Source organism: Kribbella lupini (assembly GCF_039529595.1).
GTDB lineage: Bacteria > Actinomycetota > Actinomycetes > Propionibacteriales > Kribbellaceae > Kribbella > Kribbella lupini.
This window is the reverse complement of the sequence record NZ_BAAANC010000004.1, coordinates 507,834-526,794: the sequence shown is the minus strand read 5'-3', so window position 1 is coordinate 526,794 and position 18,961 is coordinate 507,834. Positions and strand designations below refer to the sequence as shown.

Below are 18,961 nucleotides of genomic sequence, written 5' to 3'. Positions count from 1 at the left end.
CGGTCAGGGCTTCTTGGCGACGCCGACCCAGAGGCTGCAGCTGACCTCGGTGAACACGTTGCGCTCGGCGAGCTGCTCGGTCTCCGCGTCCGGGTGCCAGCGGAACGGCACCTCGATCCCGGGCTCGACCAGCTCGAGGCCGGCGAAGAAGCCCTCGATCTCGGCCTTGCTGCGGACCTGCGCGTCGCCGCCGTCGGCCTTGTAGACCTGGATCGCCTGCTCCCACATGGCCGGCGCGAAGTCCGGCGTGCAGTGCGAGAAGATCAGGTACGAGCCCGAGGCCAGCGGCTCGAGCAGCTGCTGGACGAGTTCGTACGGCTTCAGCTCGTCGGGCAGGTAGTGGAAGACGCCGACCAGGCTCAGCGCGACCGGCTTGCTCAGGTCGAGCACGGTGCGGACCTCGTCGGAGTCGAGGATCGCCTGCGGGTCGGTCACGTCGGCCTCGAGGTACGCCGTCTCGCCCCGCTCGGAGCTGACCAGCAGCGCGCGCGAGTGCGACAGCACGATCGGGTCGTTGTCGGCGTAGACGACGCGGGCCTCGGGCACGATCGCCTGCACGACCTCGTGCAGGTTCGGGCTGGTCGGGATGCCGGTGCCGATGTCGAGGAACTGGGTGATGCCGCGTTCGGCGACGTACTTGGCGGCGCGGTGCATCCACATCCGGTTCGACTGCGCGGCGGTCCGGAAGCCCGGGAAGGCCTCGAGCAGGTGGTCGCCGGCCGCCCGGTCGATCGCGAAGTTCGACTTGCCGCCGAGGAAGTAGTCGTAGACGCGGGCACTGTGCGGCACGCTCAGGTCGATCCGGTCGGCGTTCGCGGTCTCGTCGGCTTGGTCGGTCATCACAACTCCTCGGCGCTGTCCCGTGACGTAGGTCGCATCGTAGCGAACGCGCAGCAGTCCGTGACGGGGGCTCCGGTGTGGCTTCGCGGCGCCCGTTCTACGGCGTCAGGTAGCGGCCGGTCACGCTGGCCGGGATCGACGGCAGCAGCTGCGGGCTGGTCGCGGCGACGATGCGGCCGCCGTGCTCGCCCCCGCCCGGACCGAGGTCGATCACGTGGTCGGCGTTCGCGATCATGTCGAGGTCGTGCTCGATCACGATCACCGTCGCGCCCGCGGTGATCAGGCGGTCGAGCACCGTCAGCAGGACGCGAATGTCGGCGGGGTGCAGCCCGACGCTCGGCTCGTCGAAGACGAACAGCGTGCCCTGCTGGGGCTTCTCCAGGTCGGCGACGAGCTTCAGACGCTGCGCCTCGCCGCCGGACAGGGCGGGGGTCGCCTCGCCGAGCATGAGGTAGCCGAGGCCGACCTCGTCGAGCGTGCGGAGGCGGGCCTGCAGCTTCCGGAGCTTCGGGAAGTGCTGCCGCGCCTCGGTGACGGTCAGCGCCAGCGTCGCGGCGATCGTCAGGCCGTCGAGGGTCACGGCGTCCGCGGCCGGGCTGTAGCGGGTGCCGCCGCACAGCGGGCAAGGGATCTCGACGTCCGGCAGGAACTGCACGTCGAGCGAGATCTGCCCGGTGCCCTCGCACTGCGGACACCGCAGGCTGCCGGTGTTGTACGAGAAGTCGGCCGCGGTCAGCTCGGGTGCTTCCCGGGCGAACGCGCGGCGCAACTCGTCCAGGATGCCGCTGTACGTCGCGACCGTGGATCGCACGTTCCGCCCGATCGGCGTCGCGTCGACGACGGCCACGCGCTGCACGCCCTCGGACTCCAGCGCGTGGACGTGTTCGGGCAGCGGGCGTTCGTCGTACCGGGCGGTCAGTGCGGCGGCGAGGCTGTCCAGGACGAGCGTGGTCTTGCCGGAACCGCTGACGCCGGTCACCGCGGTCAGCCGCCGGAGCGGGAAGTCGGCCTCCAGGGGCTGCAGGGTGAAGCGCGGGCCGGTCGCGAGGTGGATACGGCCGTGCTGGAAGACCTCGTCGCCGGACAGGCGCGGCCGGACGACGGAGGGCTCGCGACCGCTCAGGAAGCCGCCGATCAAGGACTCCGGCAACGCCTCGAGCTCCGCAATCTTGCCTGTGGCAACTACCTGGCCGCCCTGGGCGCCGGCCCCGGGACCGATCTCGATCAGCCAGTCGGCGTGCCGCAGGACGCGGACGTCGTGGTCGACCAGGACCACCGAGTTCCCGGTCTCGATCAGTCGGCGGGCGACCTGCATCAGGGCGTCGATGTTGCTCGGGTGCAAGCCGATCGAGGGCTCGTCGAGCACGTACAGCAGTCCGGTCGCGCTGCTGCGCAGAGTCCGGCTGAGCTGGACGCGCTGCAGCTCACCGGTGGACAGCGTCCGGGAGGCGCGACCGAGTGAGAGGTATCCGAGTCCGAGACCGAGCAGGTGATCGGCGTTGGCGGTGAACGCTTCGAGGATCTGCTCGGCCATCCGCCGCAGCTCGGCCGGGAGCGACGGCGGCACGGCGCGCAGGAAGTCGGAGGTCCGGTCGAGAGGCCACGTCGACAGGACGTTCAGCGTGACGCCGTTCAGCGGGACCGACCGGGCGCGCTCGTTGAGCCGGGACCCGTCGCAGGCCGGGCACTCCGCGACACGGACGAAACGGTCGAGCCGGGTCACGGCCGTCTCGCTCTGGGCGTTGCCGAGGGCGTCCTCGATCACCCGGTGGGCGTTCCGGTACGTCGCGTTCAGCTCGAACGCGTTGCCCTTCTTGCTCGTCACGACCACGACCCGCGAGGTCTCCTCGCCGTGCAGCACGGTCTCGCGCTCGGCCGGGGTCAGCTCCTGGAACGGGACGTCGGTCCGCACGCCCAGCTGGGCGACGACCTGTGGAAGCAGTCCGGCGCCGAAGGACCCCCAGGCCGCCACCGCGCCCTGCTCGATCGACAGCGACTCGTCCGGTACGAGGGTCCGCTCGTCGATCTGCCGGGTCTCGCCGGTCCCGCCGCAGGTCTCGCAGGCGCCGTCGGAGTTGAACGCGAAGTCCTCCGCGCCGGGCGCGGCGAACCGCTCGTGGCAGGTCGGGCAGGTGGCGTGGCCGGTCGACGCGATCTCGATCGTCGGCGGGACGTCGTGGCCGTTGGGACAGCGGTGCACGCCGAGCCGCGAGTACATCAGCCGGACGGCGTTGAGCAGCTCGGTCGACGTACCGAACGTGCTGCGGACCCCTGGCACGACGGGCCGCTGGTGCAACGCGATCGCGGCCGGTACGCCGTCGACCACGTCGACGTCGGCGCGCGCCGCTTGCGACAGCCGGCGGCGGGTGTAGGTCGACAAGGCCTCGAGGTAGCGCCGCGAGCCTTCGGCGTACAGGACACCGAGCGCGAGCGAGGACTTGCCGGAGCCGGACACTCCCGTCAGCGCGACGAGCTGCCGGAGCGGGACGTCGACGCTCACGTCCTTCAGGTTGTGCACCCGCGCGCCGCGTACCGAGACCTGCTCGCCCCATCGCATGGGCTCATCGTAGGAGCCCAGGGCAACGGTGACCGGCCGCTCGAGTTGTGGTTCCAGCTCAGGCCGCTCGGCCGGCGACGACCCGGGCGGCCTGGGCCGGACCGTCGACCGCGGCGTACAGCTTCTGGACGCGTTCGGCCGCGACCAGGTAGGCGGAGTCGCCGAGCATCGTGGTGGCCGTGGCGGCGAGCTGGTCGAGGTCCGGCGGAGCGACGTGGCGGGCGGCGCCGAGGCGTTCGAGCAGGCTGATGTTGAGGTCCTGCTCGAGGTGCAAGGGGATGCCGAGCAACGGGCAGCCGGACGCCATCGCCGTCTGCGTGCTGCCCTGGCCGGCGGTGGTGACAGCGAGGTCCACGCGCGGCATGACGAGATGGCTGGGCAGAGTGCCCGCGACGCAGACCTGTGCCGACTCCAGGTCCTGGAGGTCGTGGACGGTGCCGGCGACGAGGATGCGCGTCCCGAGAGGTTGGAGGGCTTCGACCGCCTCGCGAACCAGTGCCGGCGGGGTCGAGGTCATCGCGACGTAGATCGTCGGACCCTCGCCGCTGAGGAACTTCTCGACGGGTGAGGGGATCGGGATGTCGAGGTGGGCGTAGAGCGGGCCGACCGAGGTGAGGCGCGAGCTGGTCCGGTAGCCGCGGCGAGGGCGCCACGCTTCGAGGTCGGCGGTCGGGATGCCGAGGACCTCGGGGATCTCCGGGACCAGCGACAGGTCGCCGAGCAGCAACGCCGGGAGGCTCGGGATCTCCTCGACGCCGAGCTCGGCGGCGACCCGGTTGAAGCCGGTGGTGTACGCCGGGAGCCGGTGCATGGTCTTGTTGACGGCGTACCGGCGCAGCCATCTCGGCAGGCGCTCGAGTCGGCGGCTGATCGGCCGGCTCGGGCTCGGCACCATCCGTCGCTCGAACACCGGCGGGACGAAACTGCCCGCGTGCTCGGTGATCACCTGGACGCCGGTCAGCCGCGACGACAGCAGGGTCGTGAGGGTGAAGCCGGTGACCGCGACGGTGATCCCGTGGGCGCGGAAGTACTCGGCCTCGGCCTGGACGTAGGTGCGCAGCTCCTGGTCGTCGTACATGCTCTGGCCGGGATCGCCGAGCCCGATCGCCGACGCCACGAAGGCCGCGGACCTGGCCGGAGAGAAGCCGGGACCGAGTACGTCGTACGGAACGCCGGCCTCGACCAGGCGCCGCTCGTGCGGGCCGCCGTGGGTGGCGACCCGGACCGGAACGCCGAGCGCGGTCAGCGCTCGGTACAGCTCCAGCATCCGCGAGGTCTCGGACAGGTAGGCGCAGTGCGGCAGCAGGCAGATCATGGTGGCCTCCTCGAGCAGAATAGGTAATATATTGCCTATGTCGTCACCGAAGAGCAAGACCCTGGATCTGCTCGGCATCGGCCCGGACTCCGAGCTCGACCCGCCGGCGCGCGCGTTCCGGACCACGCTGGCGCTGGCCCAGAAGCTGCGGCACGCGATGGACAAGCGGTTGCGCGAAGACGGCCTCACCACTCAGCAGGCGGCACTGATCACCGTGGTCAAGGGAGCCGGTACGCCGTCGATCGCCGAAGCGGCGGCCGCGTTGGGCAGCACCCACCAGAACGTCGCGCAGATCGTCGCCGCCCTGGTCCGCAAGGACCTGCTCGAGGTGCGGCCGGACCCGGCCGACAAGCGCAGGAAGTTGCTGGCGGCAACGTCGACCGGCGCGGCCTACTGGCGGCGCCGCGACGAGTCGGACTTCGCTGCCGTCGCGGACTGGTTCGGCGACCTGAGTCCTCGGGAGCTCGAAACCTTCTGCGCGCTGGCCGACCGGGTCTTCAAACGACTGGATGAGCACGAAGCGTAGTGAGTGCGTGACTGCAAGATTGCAGTGGTAAATAGTTTGCAGTGACTGCAAGTTCGCGCGACCATGGTCGGTGTGATGCAGACCGAGGACGTCGCGGCCGGTGGCCGGCGCGAGCGCAAGAAGCGGGAGACGCGGCTGGCGCTGGCGGCCGCGGCGCTGCGGCTGGCGGTGGAGAAGGGGCCGGACAACGTCACGGTCGAGGAGATCAGCGAAGCGGCGGACGTGTCCGTGCGGACCTTCTTCAACTACTTCCCGCACAAGGAGCATGCGATCCTCGGGCGCGACCCGGAGGACCTCGAGCGCTCACTGACCCGGTTGCGCGAGGCGCCGCCGGAGCAGTCGCCGTTGACGATGCTGCGGGTGCTGGTCAACCAGGCCCTGGCCGACTTCGGCGACAACGCCGGCGACGCCAAGCAGCGGTTCGAGCTGATCGGGCGGTCGCCGGCGCTGCTGGCGCAGTTCGTCCTGCTCAGCGCCGAGGACGAGCGGGCGCTGTCCGCGGCGCTCGCCGAGCGGATGGGTGAGCCGCCGACGTCGCTCAAGCCGGCGCTGCTGGTCGGCACCGTCACCACCGCCGTCCGGGTCGCGGCGGAGAAGCAGAAGCTTGCGGGCGAGCACGAGGTGCCCGACCTGACCGCGCTGGTCGACCAGGCGTTCGCCCTGCTCGCCGACGGTCTGGATCCCGCGTACGACAAAGACGTTCTTTCACGAGATCAGGAAGGTCAGTCATGACAACGACCTCTTCGCCCACCCCGGCCGACCCGGCGGGCGAGGTCACCCCGCCGGAGGTGGCGGCCGCCGAGGTGGCGGCGCTCACCCCGCGGCAGACCGTGCAGGCCATCTCCGGCCTGATGATGGGCATGTTCGTGGCGATCCTGGCCGGCACCGTGGTGTCGACCGCGCTGCCGCGGATCATCCACGACCTGGGAGCGAGCCAGTCGTCGTACACCTGGGTCGTCACGCTCGAGCTGCTGACGATGACGGCGACGGTGCCGTTGTGGGGCAAGCTCGCCGACCTCTACAACAACAAGCTGCTGGTCCAGCTGTCGCTGGGCTTCTTCGTGATCGGCTCGCTGGTGGCCGGCTTCGCGCCGAACATCGAGGTGCTGCTCGGCAGCCGGGTGCTGCAGGGCCTGGGCGCCGGCGGTCTGACCGCGCTGGTCCAGATCGTGATGGCCGCGATCATCCCGCCGCGCGAGCTCGGCCGGTACTCCGGCATCTTCGGCGCGATCTTCGCCTCGGCGACCGTCGGTGGGCCGCTGCTCGGCGGCTTCCTGGTCGACTCGCCGCTGGGCTGGCGGGCCTGCTTCCTGGTCGGTGTGCCGTTCGTGCTCGCCGCGATCGTCCTGCTGCAGCGCACGCTGAAGCTGCCGACGGTCCGCCGGGACGTGAAGATCGACTGGTGGGGCGCGTTCCTGATCACCGCGGGCGTGAGCACACTGCTGGTCTGGTCATCGTTCGCCGGCAACAAGTTCGAGTGGGTCTCGGGCTGGAGCTTCCTGCTCGTCGGCGTCGCGCTGGCGGCGCTGGTGGCCGCGGTGATGGTCGAGCGCAAGCACCCCGAGCCGATCATCCCGATGGACCTGTTCCGCAACCGCACGGTGACGCTGTCGATCGTGGCCAGCGCGCTGGTCGGCGTGGCGATGTTCGGCGGCTCGGTGTTCCTGGCGCAGTACTTCCAGATCGCCCAGGGCTACTCGCCGACCAAGGCCGGCCTGATGAGCCTGCCGATGATCCTCGGCATGATGGTCGCCTCGACCATCGCCGGTGGGCTGATCACCAAGTACGGCAAGTGGAAGATCTACCTGGTCGTCGGCAGCGTGCTGCTGCCGATCGGCCTCGGGCTGTTCGGCACGATCGACGCGCACACCTCGAAGTACCTGCTGTGGGCGTTCATGATCGTGCTCGGCGTCGGCATCGGCCTGGTGATGCAGAACCTGGTGCTCGCCGCGCAGAACGACGTACCGGCGCGTGAGCTCGGTGCGGCCACCTCGGCGGTCAGCTTCTTCCGCAGCATGGGCGGCACGATCGGCGTCAGCGTGCTGGGCGCGATCCTGGCCAACAAGGTCACCGAGACGCTGAACCCGGGCGGTGCCTCGTCCGGTGGCAGCGGCGCGGTGCCGAACATCGCCGAGCTGCCCGAGCAGGCCCGGACCGTCGTCGAGAACGCGTACGGCGCGGCGACCGCGGACCTGTTCATGATGTCGGTGCCGTTCGCGGTGCTGGCGCTGGTCGCGGTGCTGTTCATCAAGGAGAAGCCGCTGATGACCACCAGCGGCGCCGAGCGGCGCGCGGCCGAGGAGGCCCGCGAGAAGGTCGTGCAGGACGACGTCTGATCCTCGGGTCCGGGCCGGGCTGGTTGACTTGAGGGCATGATCGTTGCCTTCAGTATCAGCCCGGCCGCCGGGGACGAGACCGGTGGCGTGAGCGAGGCGGTCGCCGAGGCGATCCGCGTCGTCCGCGCCTCCGGCCTGCCGAACGAGACCAACGCGATGTTCACCAATCTCGAGGGCGAGTGGGACGAGGTGATGGCGGTGGTCAAGCAGGCCGTGGACGCCGTCGCCGCGGTCTCACCGCGGGTCAGCCTGGTGCTCAAGGCCGACATCCGGCCCGGGTACACCGGCCAGCTGACCGCCAAGGTCGAGCGCCTGGAGCAAGCCCTCGGCGACTAGTGCGTGTTGAGGGCCGCGAACGTTTCGTCGTACCGGTTCTCCAGCTCGGAGTTGCGCAGGAACTTGACCCGCTCGACCAGGATCTCCCGGGCCTCGGGCTGGTCGGTGAACAGCTGGACCGACTCGTCGAGGTACTCCTCCAAAGGCATCCACGTCGGGTCGGGGTCCTGGCCCTCGAACAGGTTCGTCTGGACCGCGGGCGGTACGAGCTCGATCACCTGGACGCCGGTCCCGGTGAGCTGGGCGCGCAGACTCTCGGTGTAGCTGTGCACGGCGGCCTTCGTCGCGCTGTACGTCGGCGTCAGGACCAGCGGTGTGAACGCCAGACCGGACGACACCGTGACGATCGCCGCGTCCGGCCGGTGCTCCAGCATCGGCAGGAACGCGGTGATGGTGCGGATCGTGCCGAGCAGGTTGATCTCGATCGTCTGCTCGGCCGCCGCGAGGTGCGCCGGGTCGCGCAGGTCCTCGCCGCGCATGACGCCGGCCATCGTGATCAGCACGTTCGTCGCCGGGTACGTCGTCCGCACGGTGTCGTACGCCGAAGCGATCGACGCCGGGTCGGCGACGTCCAGCTCGATCGTGCCGAACCCCTCCTCGGCGGCGAGCCGGTCGAGCAGGTCCTTGCGCCGGCCGCTGATGATCACGGTGTTGCCGAGGTCGCGGAACCTGCGGGCCAGTCCGAGGCCGATGCCCGAGGTACCGCCGGTCATGAAGATCGTGTTGCCTGTCGTTTTCATGGCTCCAGCCTCGGGCGGCCGGAGCGCGGTAACCAGGCTGAGCCCAGCCACTGCTCGGCAAGCAGTGGATAGCGCTGGACCGGCCTGAGAACCTGGGGTCATGGAGTACGGCGAACTGTCCGACTTCCTGCGCAAGCGCCGGGAAGCCCTGCAACCCGAGGATGTCGGGATGCCCCGCGGCCGGCGTCGTCGGACGCCGGGACTGCGCCGCGAGGAGGTCGCCTCGCTCGCGTCGATGTCGACCGACTACTACAGCCGCCTCGAAGGGGGCCGAGGGCCCCAACCGTCGGTCGAGATGCTCGGCGCGATCGCCCGCGCGCTGCGGCTGACGCTGGAGGAGCGCGACCACCTGTTCGTGCTCGCCGGGCACGGGACGCCGCCGCGGACGACGCGGGCCTGCCACGTCGACCCGGGCATGCTGCGGATCATGGACCGGTTGCAGGACACGCCCGCGCTGCTGATCAACCGGTGCGGGGAGGCGCTCGCGCAGACTCCGGCGCACGTCGCCTTCGCGGGTGAGCAGACCAACTACGAGGGGATGGAGCGCAGCGAGATCTACCGCTGGTTCGCCCACCCGGAGTCGCGGACGCTGTACCGCGAGCCGGACCGGACGAACCACGGCCGGATGCTGGTCTCGATGCTCCGCTCGGTGGTCACCGCCGACGGGCCGAAGTCGTACGCCGCCTCGATGGTGCGGGCGCTGCACAAGCTCAGTCCGGAGTTCACCGGCCTGTGGGAGCGGCACGAGGTCGGCGTCGTGCACAGCCGGACGAAGCTGTTCGACCACCCGGTGGTCGGCGAGCTCGAGCTGTACTGCGAGGTGATCGACAACCGGGACCAGCAGCAGACGCTGGTGGTGTTCACCGCGGCGCCCGGCAGCGAGAGCGACGAGCGGCTGCGCCTGCTGACCGTGCTGGGGAGTAACGAAGGAAACTTCTGGAAAGGGCTTGTCGAGACTAAAACTGAAAGTTAGTTTAAGTCTCGAATTTTCCTCGGAAAGGACCGCCCCCATGCCTTTCGTCCGACGCTTCGCCCTGCCCAGAATCCTGGCCCTGATCGTGGGCTTCCTGGTGCTCGCCTCGGTGCCCGTCGCCCAGGCCAAGACCCAGCCGGAGCAGCAGCTCCAGGCGACCTTCAACGTGCTGGCCTTCTACAACGGCAACTGGGACGCCGCACACATCGACTTCGTCAAGGAGGCCAACCAGCGGTTCCCGCAGTTCGGCGCGCAGAACGGCTTCACCTACACGGCCACGACCGACTGGAACCGGCTGAACACCATCACCGCGTCGCAGTACCAGGTGGTGATGTTCCTCGACGGCGCGCCGACCGGGGCGTCGCAGCGGTCCGGTTTCCAGCGCTACATGGAGAACGGCGGCGGCTGGTTCGGCTTCCACGTCTCGGCGTACAACGACGCCCAGACGGCGGCCTGGCCGTGGTACTACCAGACCTTCCTCGGCACCGGCCGGTTCCAGACCAACACCTGGGGACCGACCGCGGTGAACCTGCGCACGGAGAACCGGACGCACCCCGCGTTGGTGAACACGGGTGCGACGTTCCGGTCGTCGGTCAGTGAGTGGTACGGCTGGCAGAACGACCTGCGCACCAACGCGAACATCCAGATCCTGGCCGCGATCGACCCGGGCAGCTACCCGGTCGGCACGGACCCGAACCAGACCTGGTACTCCGGCTACCACCCGATCGTCTGGTCGAACAAGAACTTCAAGATGGTCTACGCCAACTTCGGCCACAACGCGATGAACTACGAGACCAACACCCGGCTGTCGTCGACCTTCGACAGCGCGGCCCAGAACACCTTCGTGATGGACTCGCTGAAGTGGCTGGGTGGCGGCGGCACCCCACCGGTCGACCCGCCGACCGGTCAGCCCGAGCCGACCACCTGGTACACCGCCACGAACAAGGCGACGAGCAAGTGCGTCGATGCCCGCGCCGCCGGGACGGCGAACGGCACGGTCGTGCAGCAGTACACCTGCAACGCCTCGGCCGCGCAGCAGTACCAGTTCCAGCCGACCTCGGACGGGTTCGTCCGAATCAACAACCGCAACGACGCCACCAAGGTCGTCGACGTCACCAATGTCTCCCTGGCCGACAACGCCGGCCTGCAGCTGTGGACCTACAGCAACGGCAACAACCAGCAGTGGCAGGCGGTTGCCGAGGGCGACGGCTACTTCCACTTCGTCAGCCGGCACAGCAGCAAGTGCCTGACCGTCCCTGGCAGCTCCACCGCCGACTCGGTCCAACTGGTCCAACTGACCTGCAACGGCTCAGCAGCCCAGTCGTTCAAGCTCGCCTAGTACTACGCCGTCGCTCGTCCGGGGAGCACCTCGCTGCCCGGGCGGGCGCTGCGGCGGCTGAGATAGTAGGCGAAGGCGGCGGTGGGGAAGAACATCACGATGCCGTAGACGGCGACCGGGATGGACATCTCGCTGTTGCCGAGCAGGGACGGGCTGAGCGCGATCGTCAGCGCGAGCGTGGCGTTGTGGATGCCGATCTCCATCGAGCAGGCGATCGACTGGCGCTCGGCCAGACCGGTCAGCTTCGGTACGACGTACCCGACGGCCAGGCTGATCACGTTGAGCAGCAGGGCGATCAGGCCGACCTCGACCAGGTAGTCCAGCACGTTGTCGCGTTCGGTGAAGATCGCCGCGAAGATGACCAGCGCCAGCACGAGGATCGAGCCGAGCTTGACCGGTCGGGCCATCCGGTCGGCGAACGCCGGTCTGCGGCCGCGGACGAGCATGCCGATGCCGACCGGGACCAGCACGATCGCGAACACCTGCAGCATCTTGGCCGGCTGCAGGCCGATCTGGCCGTCGCCGAGGAAGTGGTTCAGCGACAGGTTGACCACGATCGGCAGGGTGATCACCGCCAGCACCGAGTTCACGGCGGTCAGCGTGACGTTGAGGGCGACGTCGCCGCCGGCCAGGTGGCTGAACAGGTTGGCCGTCGTACCGCCGGGCGAGGCGACCAGCAGCATCATGCCGACGGCCAGCGCCGGGGCCAGGCCGAAGACCTTGACCAGGCCGAAGCAGATGATCGGCAGCAGCACGACCTGGGTGCCCAGGGCAACCAGTACGGCGCGCGGCATCCGCAGCACCCGGGTGAAGTCCTTGACCGTGAGGGTGAGGCCGAGGCCGAACATGATCACGGCGAGGGCGATCGGCAGCAGCACCGAGGTGAGCACGGAGTCGTTCAACGTCTGCCTCCTGCGGCTTCTGGCGGGTGCTCAGAGTGACAGCGGGCCTGCGACGGCGGCAAGGGCTCGTGCTCGCCCGGGGCTTGTACTAGCTTTCTCGGTCATGAAGACCCTGCGCATCGCCGCGCTCGCGGCCGGAGTTCTGCTCGCTGCCTCGATGATCACGACCCCGGCCCAGGCCGGTGGCCATCGGCCGACGTACCAGTGGGAGCTGACGCCGACCGGGAGCGCGTCGCAGTTCCGCGGGCTGGCGGCGGTGAACAAGGACGTCGCCTGGGTCGCGGGTAGCGCCGGGCAGGTGCTGCGCACCGTCGACGGCGGGAAGAAGTGGGAGAACGTGAGCCCGGCCGGCGCGGAGACACTGCTGTTCCGCGACGTCGAGGCGTTCGACGCGCGGCGGGCCGTCGTACTGGCGATCGGGCCGGGGGAGGACTCGCGGGTCTACCGGACCGCGGACGGTGGCAAGCACTGGACCGAGACCTTCCGGAACGCCGAGCCGACCGCGTTCTACGACTGCCTGGACTTCAACGACTCCCGGCACGGGCTCGCGCTGAGCGACCCGGTCGACGGCAAGTTCCGGATCGCCGGGACGTCGGACGGCGGCAGGTCGTGGCAGGTCCAGTCGTCGGCCGGGATGCCGGCGGCGCTGCCCGGTGAGTTCGCGTTCGCCGCTTCCGGCACATGCCTGGTCGCCGGCGCCGGTCGTACGGCGTGGTTCGCGACCGGTGGCGCCGACCGGCCGCGGGTGTTCCGGACCTCCGACGGCGGCCGGACCTGGAAGGTCACCGATTCGCCGATGGCCAGCGGCGCGGCGGCGGGGATCTTCACGCTCGCCTTCCGTGGACCGCTGTACGGCGTCGCGCTGGGCGGCGACTTCGAGAAGCCGACCGAGGCCGTCCGCGCCGCGTCGGTGACGTACGACGGTGGGCGCAGCTGGCGGCTGATCCCGGCCGCACAGGCGCCGAAGGGGTACCGCAGCGGGTCGGCCTTCGTGCCGGGTTCTTTGGCGACGGTCGTTGCGGTCGGGCCGTCGGGGAGTGACGTGTCGCTGGACGGCGGGCACCACTGGACGCAGTTCTCGGACGCGAACTTCGACAGCGTGGAGTGCGCCGGGCGCGGGCGTCAGGCGGGATGCTGGGCGTCGGGTGCCAAGGGTGCGGTCGGGCGGCTGACGCTCGGCCGGTGATTCGTTCCACCTGCCGGTTCGGCTCGGCTTTGTTCAGCTCGGCGACACTCGGACGTCGTACCGGGGTCGCCTCGGTTCGGCCAGGATTGAGGTCATGCGCATTCTTCCCAAGAGTCTGCTCGCCGCTGCCGCGGGACTGCTGATGGTGCTGCCGACCGCCGCCGCGGCGAGTCCGCGGCAGGACGACCGGACGCTGACGGTGATCACCTACAACATCCACCACGCCGCCGGCGTCGACGGCGTGCTCGACCTCGAGCGGATCGCGAAGGTGATCGAGTCCTCCGGCGCGAACGTCGTCGGGCTGCAGGAGGTCGACAACCACTGGGACGCCCGGAGCAACTGGGTCGACCAGGCCGCGTGGCTGGCCAAGCGGCTGAAGATGCACTACCGGTTCGCGCCGAACCTCGACCTGCCGCCGGTGAACGCCGGTGAGCCGCGCCGGCAGTACGGGACGGCGGTGCTGTCGCGCTTCCCGATCAAGGACTTCACCAACACGCTGCTGCCGCTCTACCCGACCGGCGAGCAGCGCGGCCTGGCCGTCGCGACGCTGAAGGTCCGCGGGCAGGAGCTGCGGTTCGCGAACACGCACCTGACCAGCAACAACAACGCCGAGCGGCTCGAGCAGGCGAAGAAGGTGGTCGAGCTGCTCGGGGCGTCGAAGAAGCCGACCCTGCTGGTCGGGGACCTGAACGCGGTCGACACGTCGCCGGAGATCAAGACCCTCACGGCGGTCCTGGCCGACACCTGGCCGCAGGTCGGCAAGGGGCCCGGCTACACGATCGAGGCCGGGAATCCGACCAAGCGCATCGACTTCCTGCTGCACAACGCGGGCCTGCGTCCGACCTCGGCAACGGTGCCGGTGACCTTGGCCTCGGACCACCTGCCGGTGGTTGCCGGCTTCACCCTTCGCTAGCAGCTGTACCAAGGTGCCCTCCGCTTGCGGAGGGCACCTTTTTCGTTGCTTGGGCAAGCGGTTGCTGACGGCTACCAAAATCAGGGCGCGTGAATTACAAGCTTGTAGTTTGTCAAGCCGACACGCAGGTGCAACAAAGTTATTCGTGTGAAAACTGTTCCCAATGGGGCTGAAGGCAACTAGTGTCACGTATGTGGTCCAGAAGGACCAAAAGATCGCGAACTCTGGGGAAGGAGTTCGCGACCGGCGGAAGGAAGTACCCGATGCGGACGCCCTCGGGGGTTACGTCCGGCAGGCGGGTCGTGGGCACTGGGAAGACCGGCAGGGCTTTGCTCTCCGGGGTGCTCGCGGTCTGTTTGACCGGTTCCATGGCCCTGATCACCGTGCCGGCCCAGGCCGACCCTCCGGTCATCCCGTCGCAGTCCCAGGTGGACGCGGCGAAGCAGGCCGCCGCCGACAAGGCCGCGCAGGTCGCCGCGATCGAGCAGCAGCTCGCCGGCGCGAACGCCCGGCTCGAGCAGCTCGGCCGGGAGACCGGCATCGCCGCCGAGAAGTACAACGGCGCGGTCTACCGCCTGACCAAGGCCAAGACCGACGCCGCCGCGGCCGCGGCCCGGGCGCAGAAGGCGGCCCGGACGCTCGCCGAGCAGCGTCGCCGGATCGGCCGGTTCGCCGCGGCGTCGTACCAAGGTGGTGGCGACCTCGCGCAGCTCGGCCCGCTGCTGAGTGCCGACGGGCCGCAGCAGCTGCTCGACTCGGCCGGTGCGGCACGCTCGGTGTCGCAGGCGATGCAGGGCTCGTACCTGCGGTTCACCGCGACCCAGGTGGTCAGCAACGCGTTCAAGGTGCAGGCCGACCAGGCCGTCACCAAGGTGCAGGCCGCGACCGACGAGGCGGCCAAGGCGAAGAAGGCCGCCGAGGCGGCCGAGGCGAACCAGGCGTCGGCCGTCGCCGCGATCGGTGCTCAGCGCAAGCAGCAGATCACCCAGCTCGCAGCCTTGCGCAGTACGTCGTACCAGGTGGCCGACCAGCGGCAGCGGGGACTCGAGGAGCTTGCGCGCCAGCGAGCCGCCGCACTCGCCGCGAAGAAGGCCGAGGAGCTCCGGAAGCGGATCGCCGCCAAGGAGGCCGCCGAGCGGGCCGAGGCGGCGGCCGCCCGGGCCGAGGCCGCGGCCGAGCAGGCGCGGAAGGACCGCGAGGAGCGGGAGGAAGCCGAGAAGCACGGCACCAAGCCGCCGAAGAAGAAGCCGAAGCCGAAGATCGAGCGGCCGGGCAACGGCGGCGGCAACACCCCGAACCGCAAGGGCGCGGCGGCCGCGGTCGCGTTCGCGCTGTCCCAGCTCGGTGAGCCGTACGTGTGGGCCGCTGCTGGTCCGGACTCGTGGGACTGCTCCGGCCTGACCATGAAGGCCTGGAAGAAGGCCGGTGTCGACCTGCCGCACTACAGCGTCGCGCAGTACGAGCAGGTGCGGCACATCTCCGAGGACGAGCTGCGGCCCGGCGACCTGATCTTCTGGGGCGAGAACGCGAGCGACCCGGGCACGATCTTCCACGTCGCGATGTACCTGGGCGGCGGCCGGATGGTGCACGCGCCGCGGCCTGGCCGTCCGGTCACCATCGACAGCGTCTACTACTGGGAAGACCCGGACTTCTTCGGTCGCCCCTAGCTCCCTCGATCCGCTGCGGCGGCGCATTGTCCCGGCCGCCGCAGCTCACCCGTCAGCCCGCCCCTGACACCGAACCTGAGCCGATGCCCAGCAGAACGGTGGTAGCTGATGATCCCGACCCGCAACCGCACCCGCCTCGCCGCGGTACTCACCCGCCGCCGTTCGCCCGCGGCACCCAAGCAGGAGGCAGCCACCTGCCCCGGCGGCGAGACCCGCCCGGAGCCGGCGACCCCCGAGCCTGAATCCGAGCGCCGCCAGACCCCGTCGTACTCGCTGATCGGCTGGTAGCGGATCTCCTGTGAGATCCGTGCAAAATCTGTGGTGGCGGGATTAGACATTGGGGATCGACCGGGGTAATGTTCCTCGTGTTGAGAGAGAAACAAAGCGAAGCTGACGTGGACAGCTGATGTTCTGTCCGACAGCACGACGGCGGACTCCGCCGGGCCGATCAGTGGAAGGGCTCGGGTTTCGCGCCAGGCTTCGATCAGGGTCGCCGGGCCAGTGGTTGCAAGAGGTCCGCGGCTTGGGCGAAGAGCAGTAATCGCAGTGCGCAGTTGGTTGTTGTAGTGAGTAGTAGTGCAGTACGTAGTCAGTTGCAGTTCCGTACAGCAGTACCAGTTGGTGCAGTACCAGCAGTTGCAGTACCAGCAGTTGCAGTTGCAGTCAGTTGTTCACGAGGTAAGGAGGATGGATTCACCGTCGGATCGCCCGCCAGTGCCAGTAGTTCGCCGGGCGGGTGCCGTAGTTCCATCGGAAGAAGGTGGTCTTCGGTTACGCAGTCAGCGATCCACGCGGTCACGGCCTTCATCTGGCGTGCCGCGGAAGTTCCAGACCGGCCCTGACGGCCGGTAGATGGTGGCAAAATCCAACCTGCGGGCCCCGGTGCTTCGGCACCGGGGCCCTTCGACATGGAGTTCGATGATCCCAGCAGCACAACCGGAGACATCCATGAGTTCAGCCCAGACCACCGGGCCGGCCCATTTCGACGACGACGACTATCCCGCCTACACGATGGGCCGGGCGGCCGAGATGCTCGGTACGACGCCCGGCTTCCTGCGCAGCCTCGACGAAGCGAAGCTGATCACGCCGCAGCGGTCCGAGGGCGGCCATCGCCGCTACTCCCGCTACCAGTTGCGGCTGGCCGCGCGCGCCCGTGAGCTGGTCGACCAGGGCACGGCGCTCGAGGCCGCCTGCCGAATCATCATCTTGGAGGACCAGCTCGCCGAGGCACTCCGGATCAACGAGGAGATGCGCGAACGGCGCGAGGAGCAGCCGCCGGTGGGCTAGGCGCTCCGGCGCGGACGGTCGCCGGCGTACCAGCTGCGGGCGAGCTCCGGCCGGTTCCTCCGGCGTACACCAATGACCTCCGCTGACTGCTCAGCGGAGGTCTTTCGCGGTGTCCCGCGGGCTCAGTGGTGCTCGGTCTTCAGACGCTCGAAGGACGCGGTGACCTCGGCCTCGGCGTCGGCGCGGCCGACCCAGCTGGCGCCCTCGACCGACTTGCCCGGCTCCAGGTCCTTGTAGACCTCGAAGAAGTGCTGGATCTCGAGCCGGTCGAACTCCGGCACGTGGTGGATGTCGCGCAGGTGCTCCTGGCGCGGGTCGCCGGCCGGGACGCAGAGGACCTTGTCGTCCGGGCCCTTCTCGTCGGTCATCCGGAACATGCCGATCGCCCGGGCGCGGATCAGGCAGCCCGGGAAGGTCGGCTCGGTCAGCAGCACGAGCGCGTCCAGGGGGTCGCCGTCCTGACCGAGGGTGTCCTCGATGAACCCGTAGTCGGAGGGGTACTGAGTGGCCGTGAACAGGGTGCGGTCGAGCCGCAGCCGGTTGGTCTTGTGGTCCAGCTCGTACTTGTTGCGGGTGCCCTTGGGGATCTCGATGAAGACGTCGAACTCCATACGGCAGATACTGTCACGGTTCGGACCCTCCCAATGACAGGAGCAGCCTGGTGGCCCGTCCTCCCCGTGCGGTGTTCGTCACGCTGGCGGCTGGTGCGGCGCTCGCCGGACTGGTCAGCGGCGCGCAGGCGGTGCCCGCGTCGTCGCAGGCTGCGACCACTGGCGCAGGTGGTATGGCTGCTCCCGCCGTACTGGCGCCGGCGAAGGCCGAGGGTGTCGTGCCCACGACGGCCGGGGTGCAGAAGGCGATGGCGGCCGCACTGGCCGACCCGTCGCTCGGCAAGCACTACGGCGCGACGGTGTTCGACGCCTCCCGGAACAAGACGCTCTACTCGGTCGGTACGACGCGTCCGTACGTCCCGGCGTCCACGCTGAAGCTGCTGACCACCGTGTCGGCGCTGGAGACGCTCGGGCCGGACCACTGGTTCACCACGTCGACCGTGCTGAGCGGGACCTCGCTGGTCCTGGTCGGTGGCGGCGACCCGTTGCTGACCGTCAAGCGGTCCAAGGACCCGCTCGACTTCCCGGTCCGGGCCACGTTGCAGGACCTCGCGACCAGTACGGCGAAGTCGCTGCGCGAGCAGGGGGTCGCCGCGGTCACCCTCGGGTACGACGCGTCGCTGTTCGCCGGCCCGGCGGCCAACGCCAAGTGGGAGGCCAACTACATCCCCGAGGGCATCGCCGCCCCGACCTCGGCGCTCTGGGTGAACGAGGGCCGGGTCAGCCTCGGGATGGCGAAGCGGGCCGCCTCGCCGGCCGCCGCGGCCGCCGCGTCGTTCGCAACACTGCTCCGGGCTGCCGGGATCAAGGTCGCACCCAGCGTGAAGCCGGTGACCGCTCCGAAGACCGCGGAGCGGACGGGTGAGGTCCGGTCGGCTCCGCTGGGCGACATCGTCGAGTACGTGAACCTGCACAGCGACAACGACGGCGCCGAGGTGCTGCTGCGGCACGTCGGGATCGCGACCGGCAACGGTGGCTCGTACGCCGGTGGGCTCAAGGGGCTGCGGGAGACGCTGACCAAGCTCGGGCTGAACGTGAGCAAGGCGCGGATCGAGGACGGCAGCGGGCTGTCGCGGACGAACCAGGTTCCGCTCGACGTGCTCGCCGGGGCAGTCCGGGTGGCGGTGGCTCGCCCGGAGTTGCGGCACCTGATCAGCGGGCTGCCGGTGGCGGGGTTCACGGGCAGCCTTGAGAAGAGGTTCGCCGGGCCCGGTACGGCGGGTGGGACCGGACTGGTGCGAGCCAAGACGGGGACGCTGACCGGGGTGCACTCGCTGGCCGGCTTGGTTCGTACGAGGACTGGGTCGTTGCTGGTGTTCGCGGTGGCTACTGACGCCGTACCGGCTGACAAGCCGTTGGAGGCGAGAGCTGCTCTGGATCGAGCAGTTGCCGCTCTGGCGACGTGTGGGTGCGCTGTTTAGGAAGCGCATGTT

The 18,961-nt window shown here is 69.6% G+C and carries 18 protein-coding genes; 12 read left to right on the top strand and 6 right to left on the bottom strand.

All coding sequences use genetic code 11. The features are described 5' to 3' along the window. Positions 1 to 3: 3 nt before the first annotated feature. From ABD235_RS35595 to ABD235_RS35585, 3 genes are all read right to left on the bottom strand, one after another. Positions 4 to 840: an SAM-dependent methyltransferase gene (locus tag ABD235_RS35595; protein ID WP_344182309.1), complete on the bottom strand. Its 837-nt coding sequence runs from the start codon at positions 838 to 840 to the stop codon at positions 4 to 6. A 97-nt stretch (positions 841 to 937) separates the two neighbouring features. Continuing rightward, complete coding sequence (locus ABD235_RS35590; RefSeq protein ID WP_344182307.1) at positions 938 to 3,397, bottom strand: excinuclease ABC subunit UvrA; 2,460 nt, start codon at positions 3,395 to 3,397, stop codon at positions 938 to 940. Between the two features lie 58 nt (positions 3,398 to 3,455). Next, positions 3,456 to 4,769, bottom strand: coding sequence for a glycosyltransferase (locus ABD235_RS35585; protein WP_344182305.1), 1,314 nt, complete (start codon positions 4,767 to 4,769; stop codon positions 3,456 to 3,458). Here ABD235_RS35585 and ABD235_RS35580 point away from each other — a divergent pair. The 4 genes from ABD235_RS35580 to ABD235_RS35565 all read left to right on the top strand — a co-directional run bounded on the left by ABD235_RS35580 (position 4,750) and on the right by ABD235_RS35565 (position 7,910). Further along, positions 4,750 to 5,238: a MarR family winged helix-turn-helix transcriptional regulator gene (locus tag ABD235_RS35580; RefSeq protein ID WP_344182303.1), complete on the top strand. Its 489-nt coding sequence runs from the start codon at positions 4,750 to 4,752 to the stop codon at positions 5,236 to 5,238. The genes ABD235_RS35585 and ABD235_RS35580 overlap by 20 nt on opposite strands. 75 nt (positions 5,239 to 5,313) lie before the next feature. Beyond that, a complete protein-coding gene (locus ABD235_RS35575) occupies positions 5,314 to 5,970 on the top strand; it encodes an acyl-CoA-like ligand-binding transcription factor (RefSeq protein ID WP_344182301.1) in 657 nt (218 codons plus the stop codon). Beyond that, positions 5,967 to 7,574, top strand: coding sequence for an MDR family MFS transporter (locus ABD235_RS35570; RefSeq protein ID WP_344182299.1), 1,608 nt, complete (start codon positions 5,967 to 5,969; stop codon positions 7,572 to 7,574). The genes ABD235_RS35575 and ABD235_RS35570 overlap by 4 nt, the downstream gene beginning before the upstream one ends. Before the next feature lie 36 nt (positions 7,575 to 7,610). Further along, the gene (locus tag ABD235_RS35565) at positions 7,611 to 7,910 is read left to right on the top strand and encodes a thiamine-binding protein (RefSeq protein ID WP_344182297.1); all 300 of its coding nucleotides are present in this window, start codon (positions 7,611 to 7,613) and stop codon (positions 7,908 to 7,910) included. Here ABD235_RS35565 and ABD235_RS35560 read toward each other — a convergent pair. Further along, complete coding sequence (locus ABD235_RS35560) at positions 7,907 to 8,650, bottom strand: SDR family oxidoreductase (protein ID WP_344182295.1); 744 nt, start codon at positions 8,648 to 8,650, stop codon at positions 7,907 to 7,909. The genes ABD235_RS35565 and ABD235_RS35560 overlap by 4 nt on opposite strands. Positions 8,651 to 8,750: 100 nt before the next feature. Here ABD235_RS35560 and ABD235_RS35555 point away from each other — a divergent pair, with 100 nt between their 5' ends. Both ABD235_RS35555 and ABD235_RS35550 read left to right on the top strand, forming a co-directional pair. After that, positions 8,751 to 9,623: a helix-turn-helix transcriptional regulator gene (locus ABD235_RS35555; RefSeq protein ID WP_344182293.1), complete on the top strand. Its 873-nt coding sequence runs from the start codon at positions 8,751 to 8,753 to the stop codon at positions 9,621 to 9,623. A 37-nt stretch (positions 9,624 to 9,660) separates the two neighbouring features. Then, the gene (locus tag ABD235_RS35550) at positions 9,661 to 10,962 is read left to right on the top strand and encodes a ThuA domain-containing protein (RefSeq protein ID WP_344182291.1); all 1,302 of its coding nucleotides are present in this window, start codon (positions 9,661 to 9,663) and stop codon (positions 10,960 to 10,962) included. A gap of 2 nt (positions 10,963 to 10,964) precedes the next feature. On the opposite strand, the gene ABD235_RS35545 is transcribed toward ABD235_RS35550, so the two are convergent. Continuing rightward, entirely contained in the window at positions 10,965 to 11,864 is a 900-nt protein-coding gene (locus tag ABD235_RS35545) for a bile acid:sodium symporter family protein (protein ID WP_344182289.1), read from the bottom strand. A 103-nt stretch (positions 11,865 to 11,967) separates the two neighbouring features. Here ABD235_RS35545 and ABD235_RS35540 point away from each other — a divergent pair, with 103 nt between their 5' ends. The 5 genes from ABD235_RS35540 (at position 11,968) to ABD235_RS35520 (ending at position 16,917) form a co-directional block, all read left to right on the top strand. Next, positions 11,968 to 13,050 (top strand): beta propeller repeat protein, encoded by a 1,083-nt coding sequence (locus ABD235_RS35540; RefSeq protein WP_344182287.1) that lies wholly within the window; start codon positions 11,968 to 11,970, stop codon positions 13,048 to 13,050. Between the two features lie 94 nt (positions 13,051 to 13,144). After that, complete coding sequence (locus tag ABD235_RS35535; RefSeq protein WP_344182285.1) at positions 13,145 to 13,963, top strand: endonuclease/exonuclease/phosphatase family protein; 819 nt, start codon at positions 13,145 to 13,147, stop codon at positions 13,961 to 13,963. A gap of 368 nt (positions 13,964 to 14,331) precedes the next feature. After that, positions 14,332 to 15,630: a C40 family peptidase gene (locus tag ABD235_RS35530; protein ID WP_344182283.1), complete on the top strand. Its 1,299-nt coding sequence runs from the start codon at positions 14,332 to 14,334 to the stop codon at positions 15,628 to 15,630. A gap of 108 nt (positions 15,631 to 15,738) precedes the next feature. Continuing rightward, positions 15,739 to 15,918, top strand: coding sequence for a hypothetical protein (locus ABD235_RS35525; RefSeq protein ID WP_344182281.1), 180 nt, complete (start codon positions 15,739 to 15,741; stop codon positions 15,916 to 15,918). Positions 15,919 to 16,578: 660 nt separating this feature from the next. Continuing rightward, entirely contained in the window at positions 16,579 to 16,917 is a 339-nt protein-coding gene (locus ABD235_RS35520) for a helix-turn-helix domain-containing protein (RefSeq protein ID WP_344182279.1), read from the top strand. Between the two features lie 122 nt (positions 16,918 to 17,039). On the opposite strand, the gene ABD235_RS35515 is transcribed toward ABD235_RS35520, so the two are convergent. Then, positions 17,040 to 17,528 carry an inorganic diphosphatase gene (locus tag ABD235_RS35515; RefSeq protein ID WP_344182278.1) on the bottom strand — a complete coding sequence of 163 codons (489 nt, stop codon included), beginning with the start codon at positions 17,526 to 17,528 and terminating at the stop codon, positions 17,040 to 17,042. A gap of 50 nt (positions 17,529 to 17,578) precedes the next feature. Here ABD235_RS35515 and dacB point away from each other — a divergent pair, with 50 nt between their 5' ends. Beyond that, entirely contained in the window at positions 17,579 to 18,949 is a 1,371-nt protein-coding gene (gene dacB / locus ABD235_RS35510; protein ID WP_344182276.1) for a D-alanyl-D-alanine carboxypeptidase/D-alanyl-D-alanine endopeptidase, read from the top strand. The last annotated feature ends 12 nt before the right edge of the window (positions 18,950 to 18,961 follow it).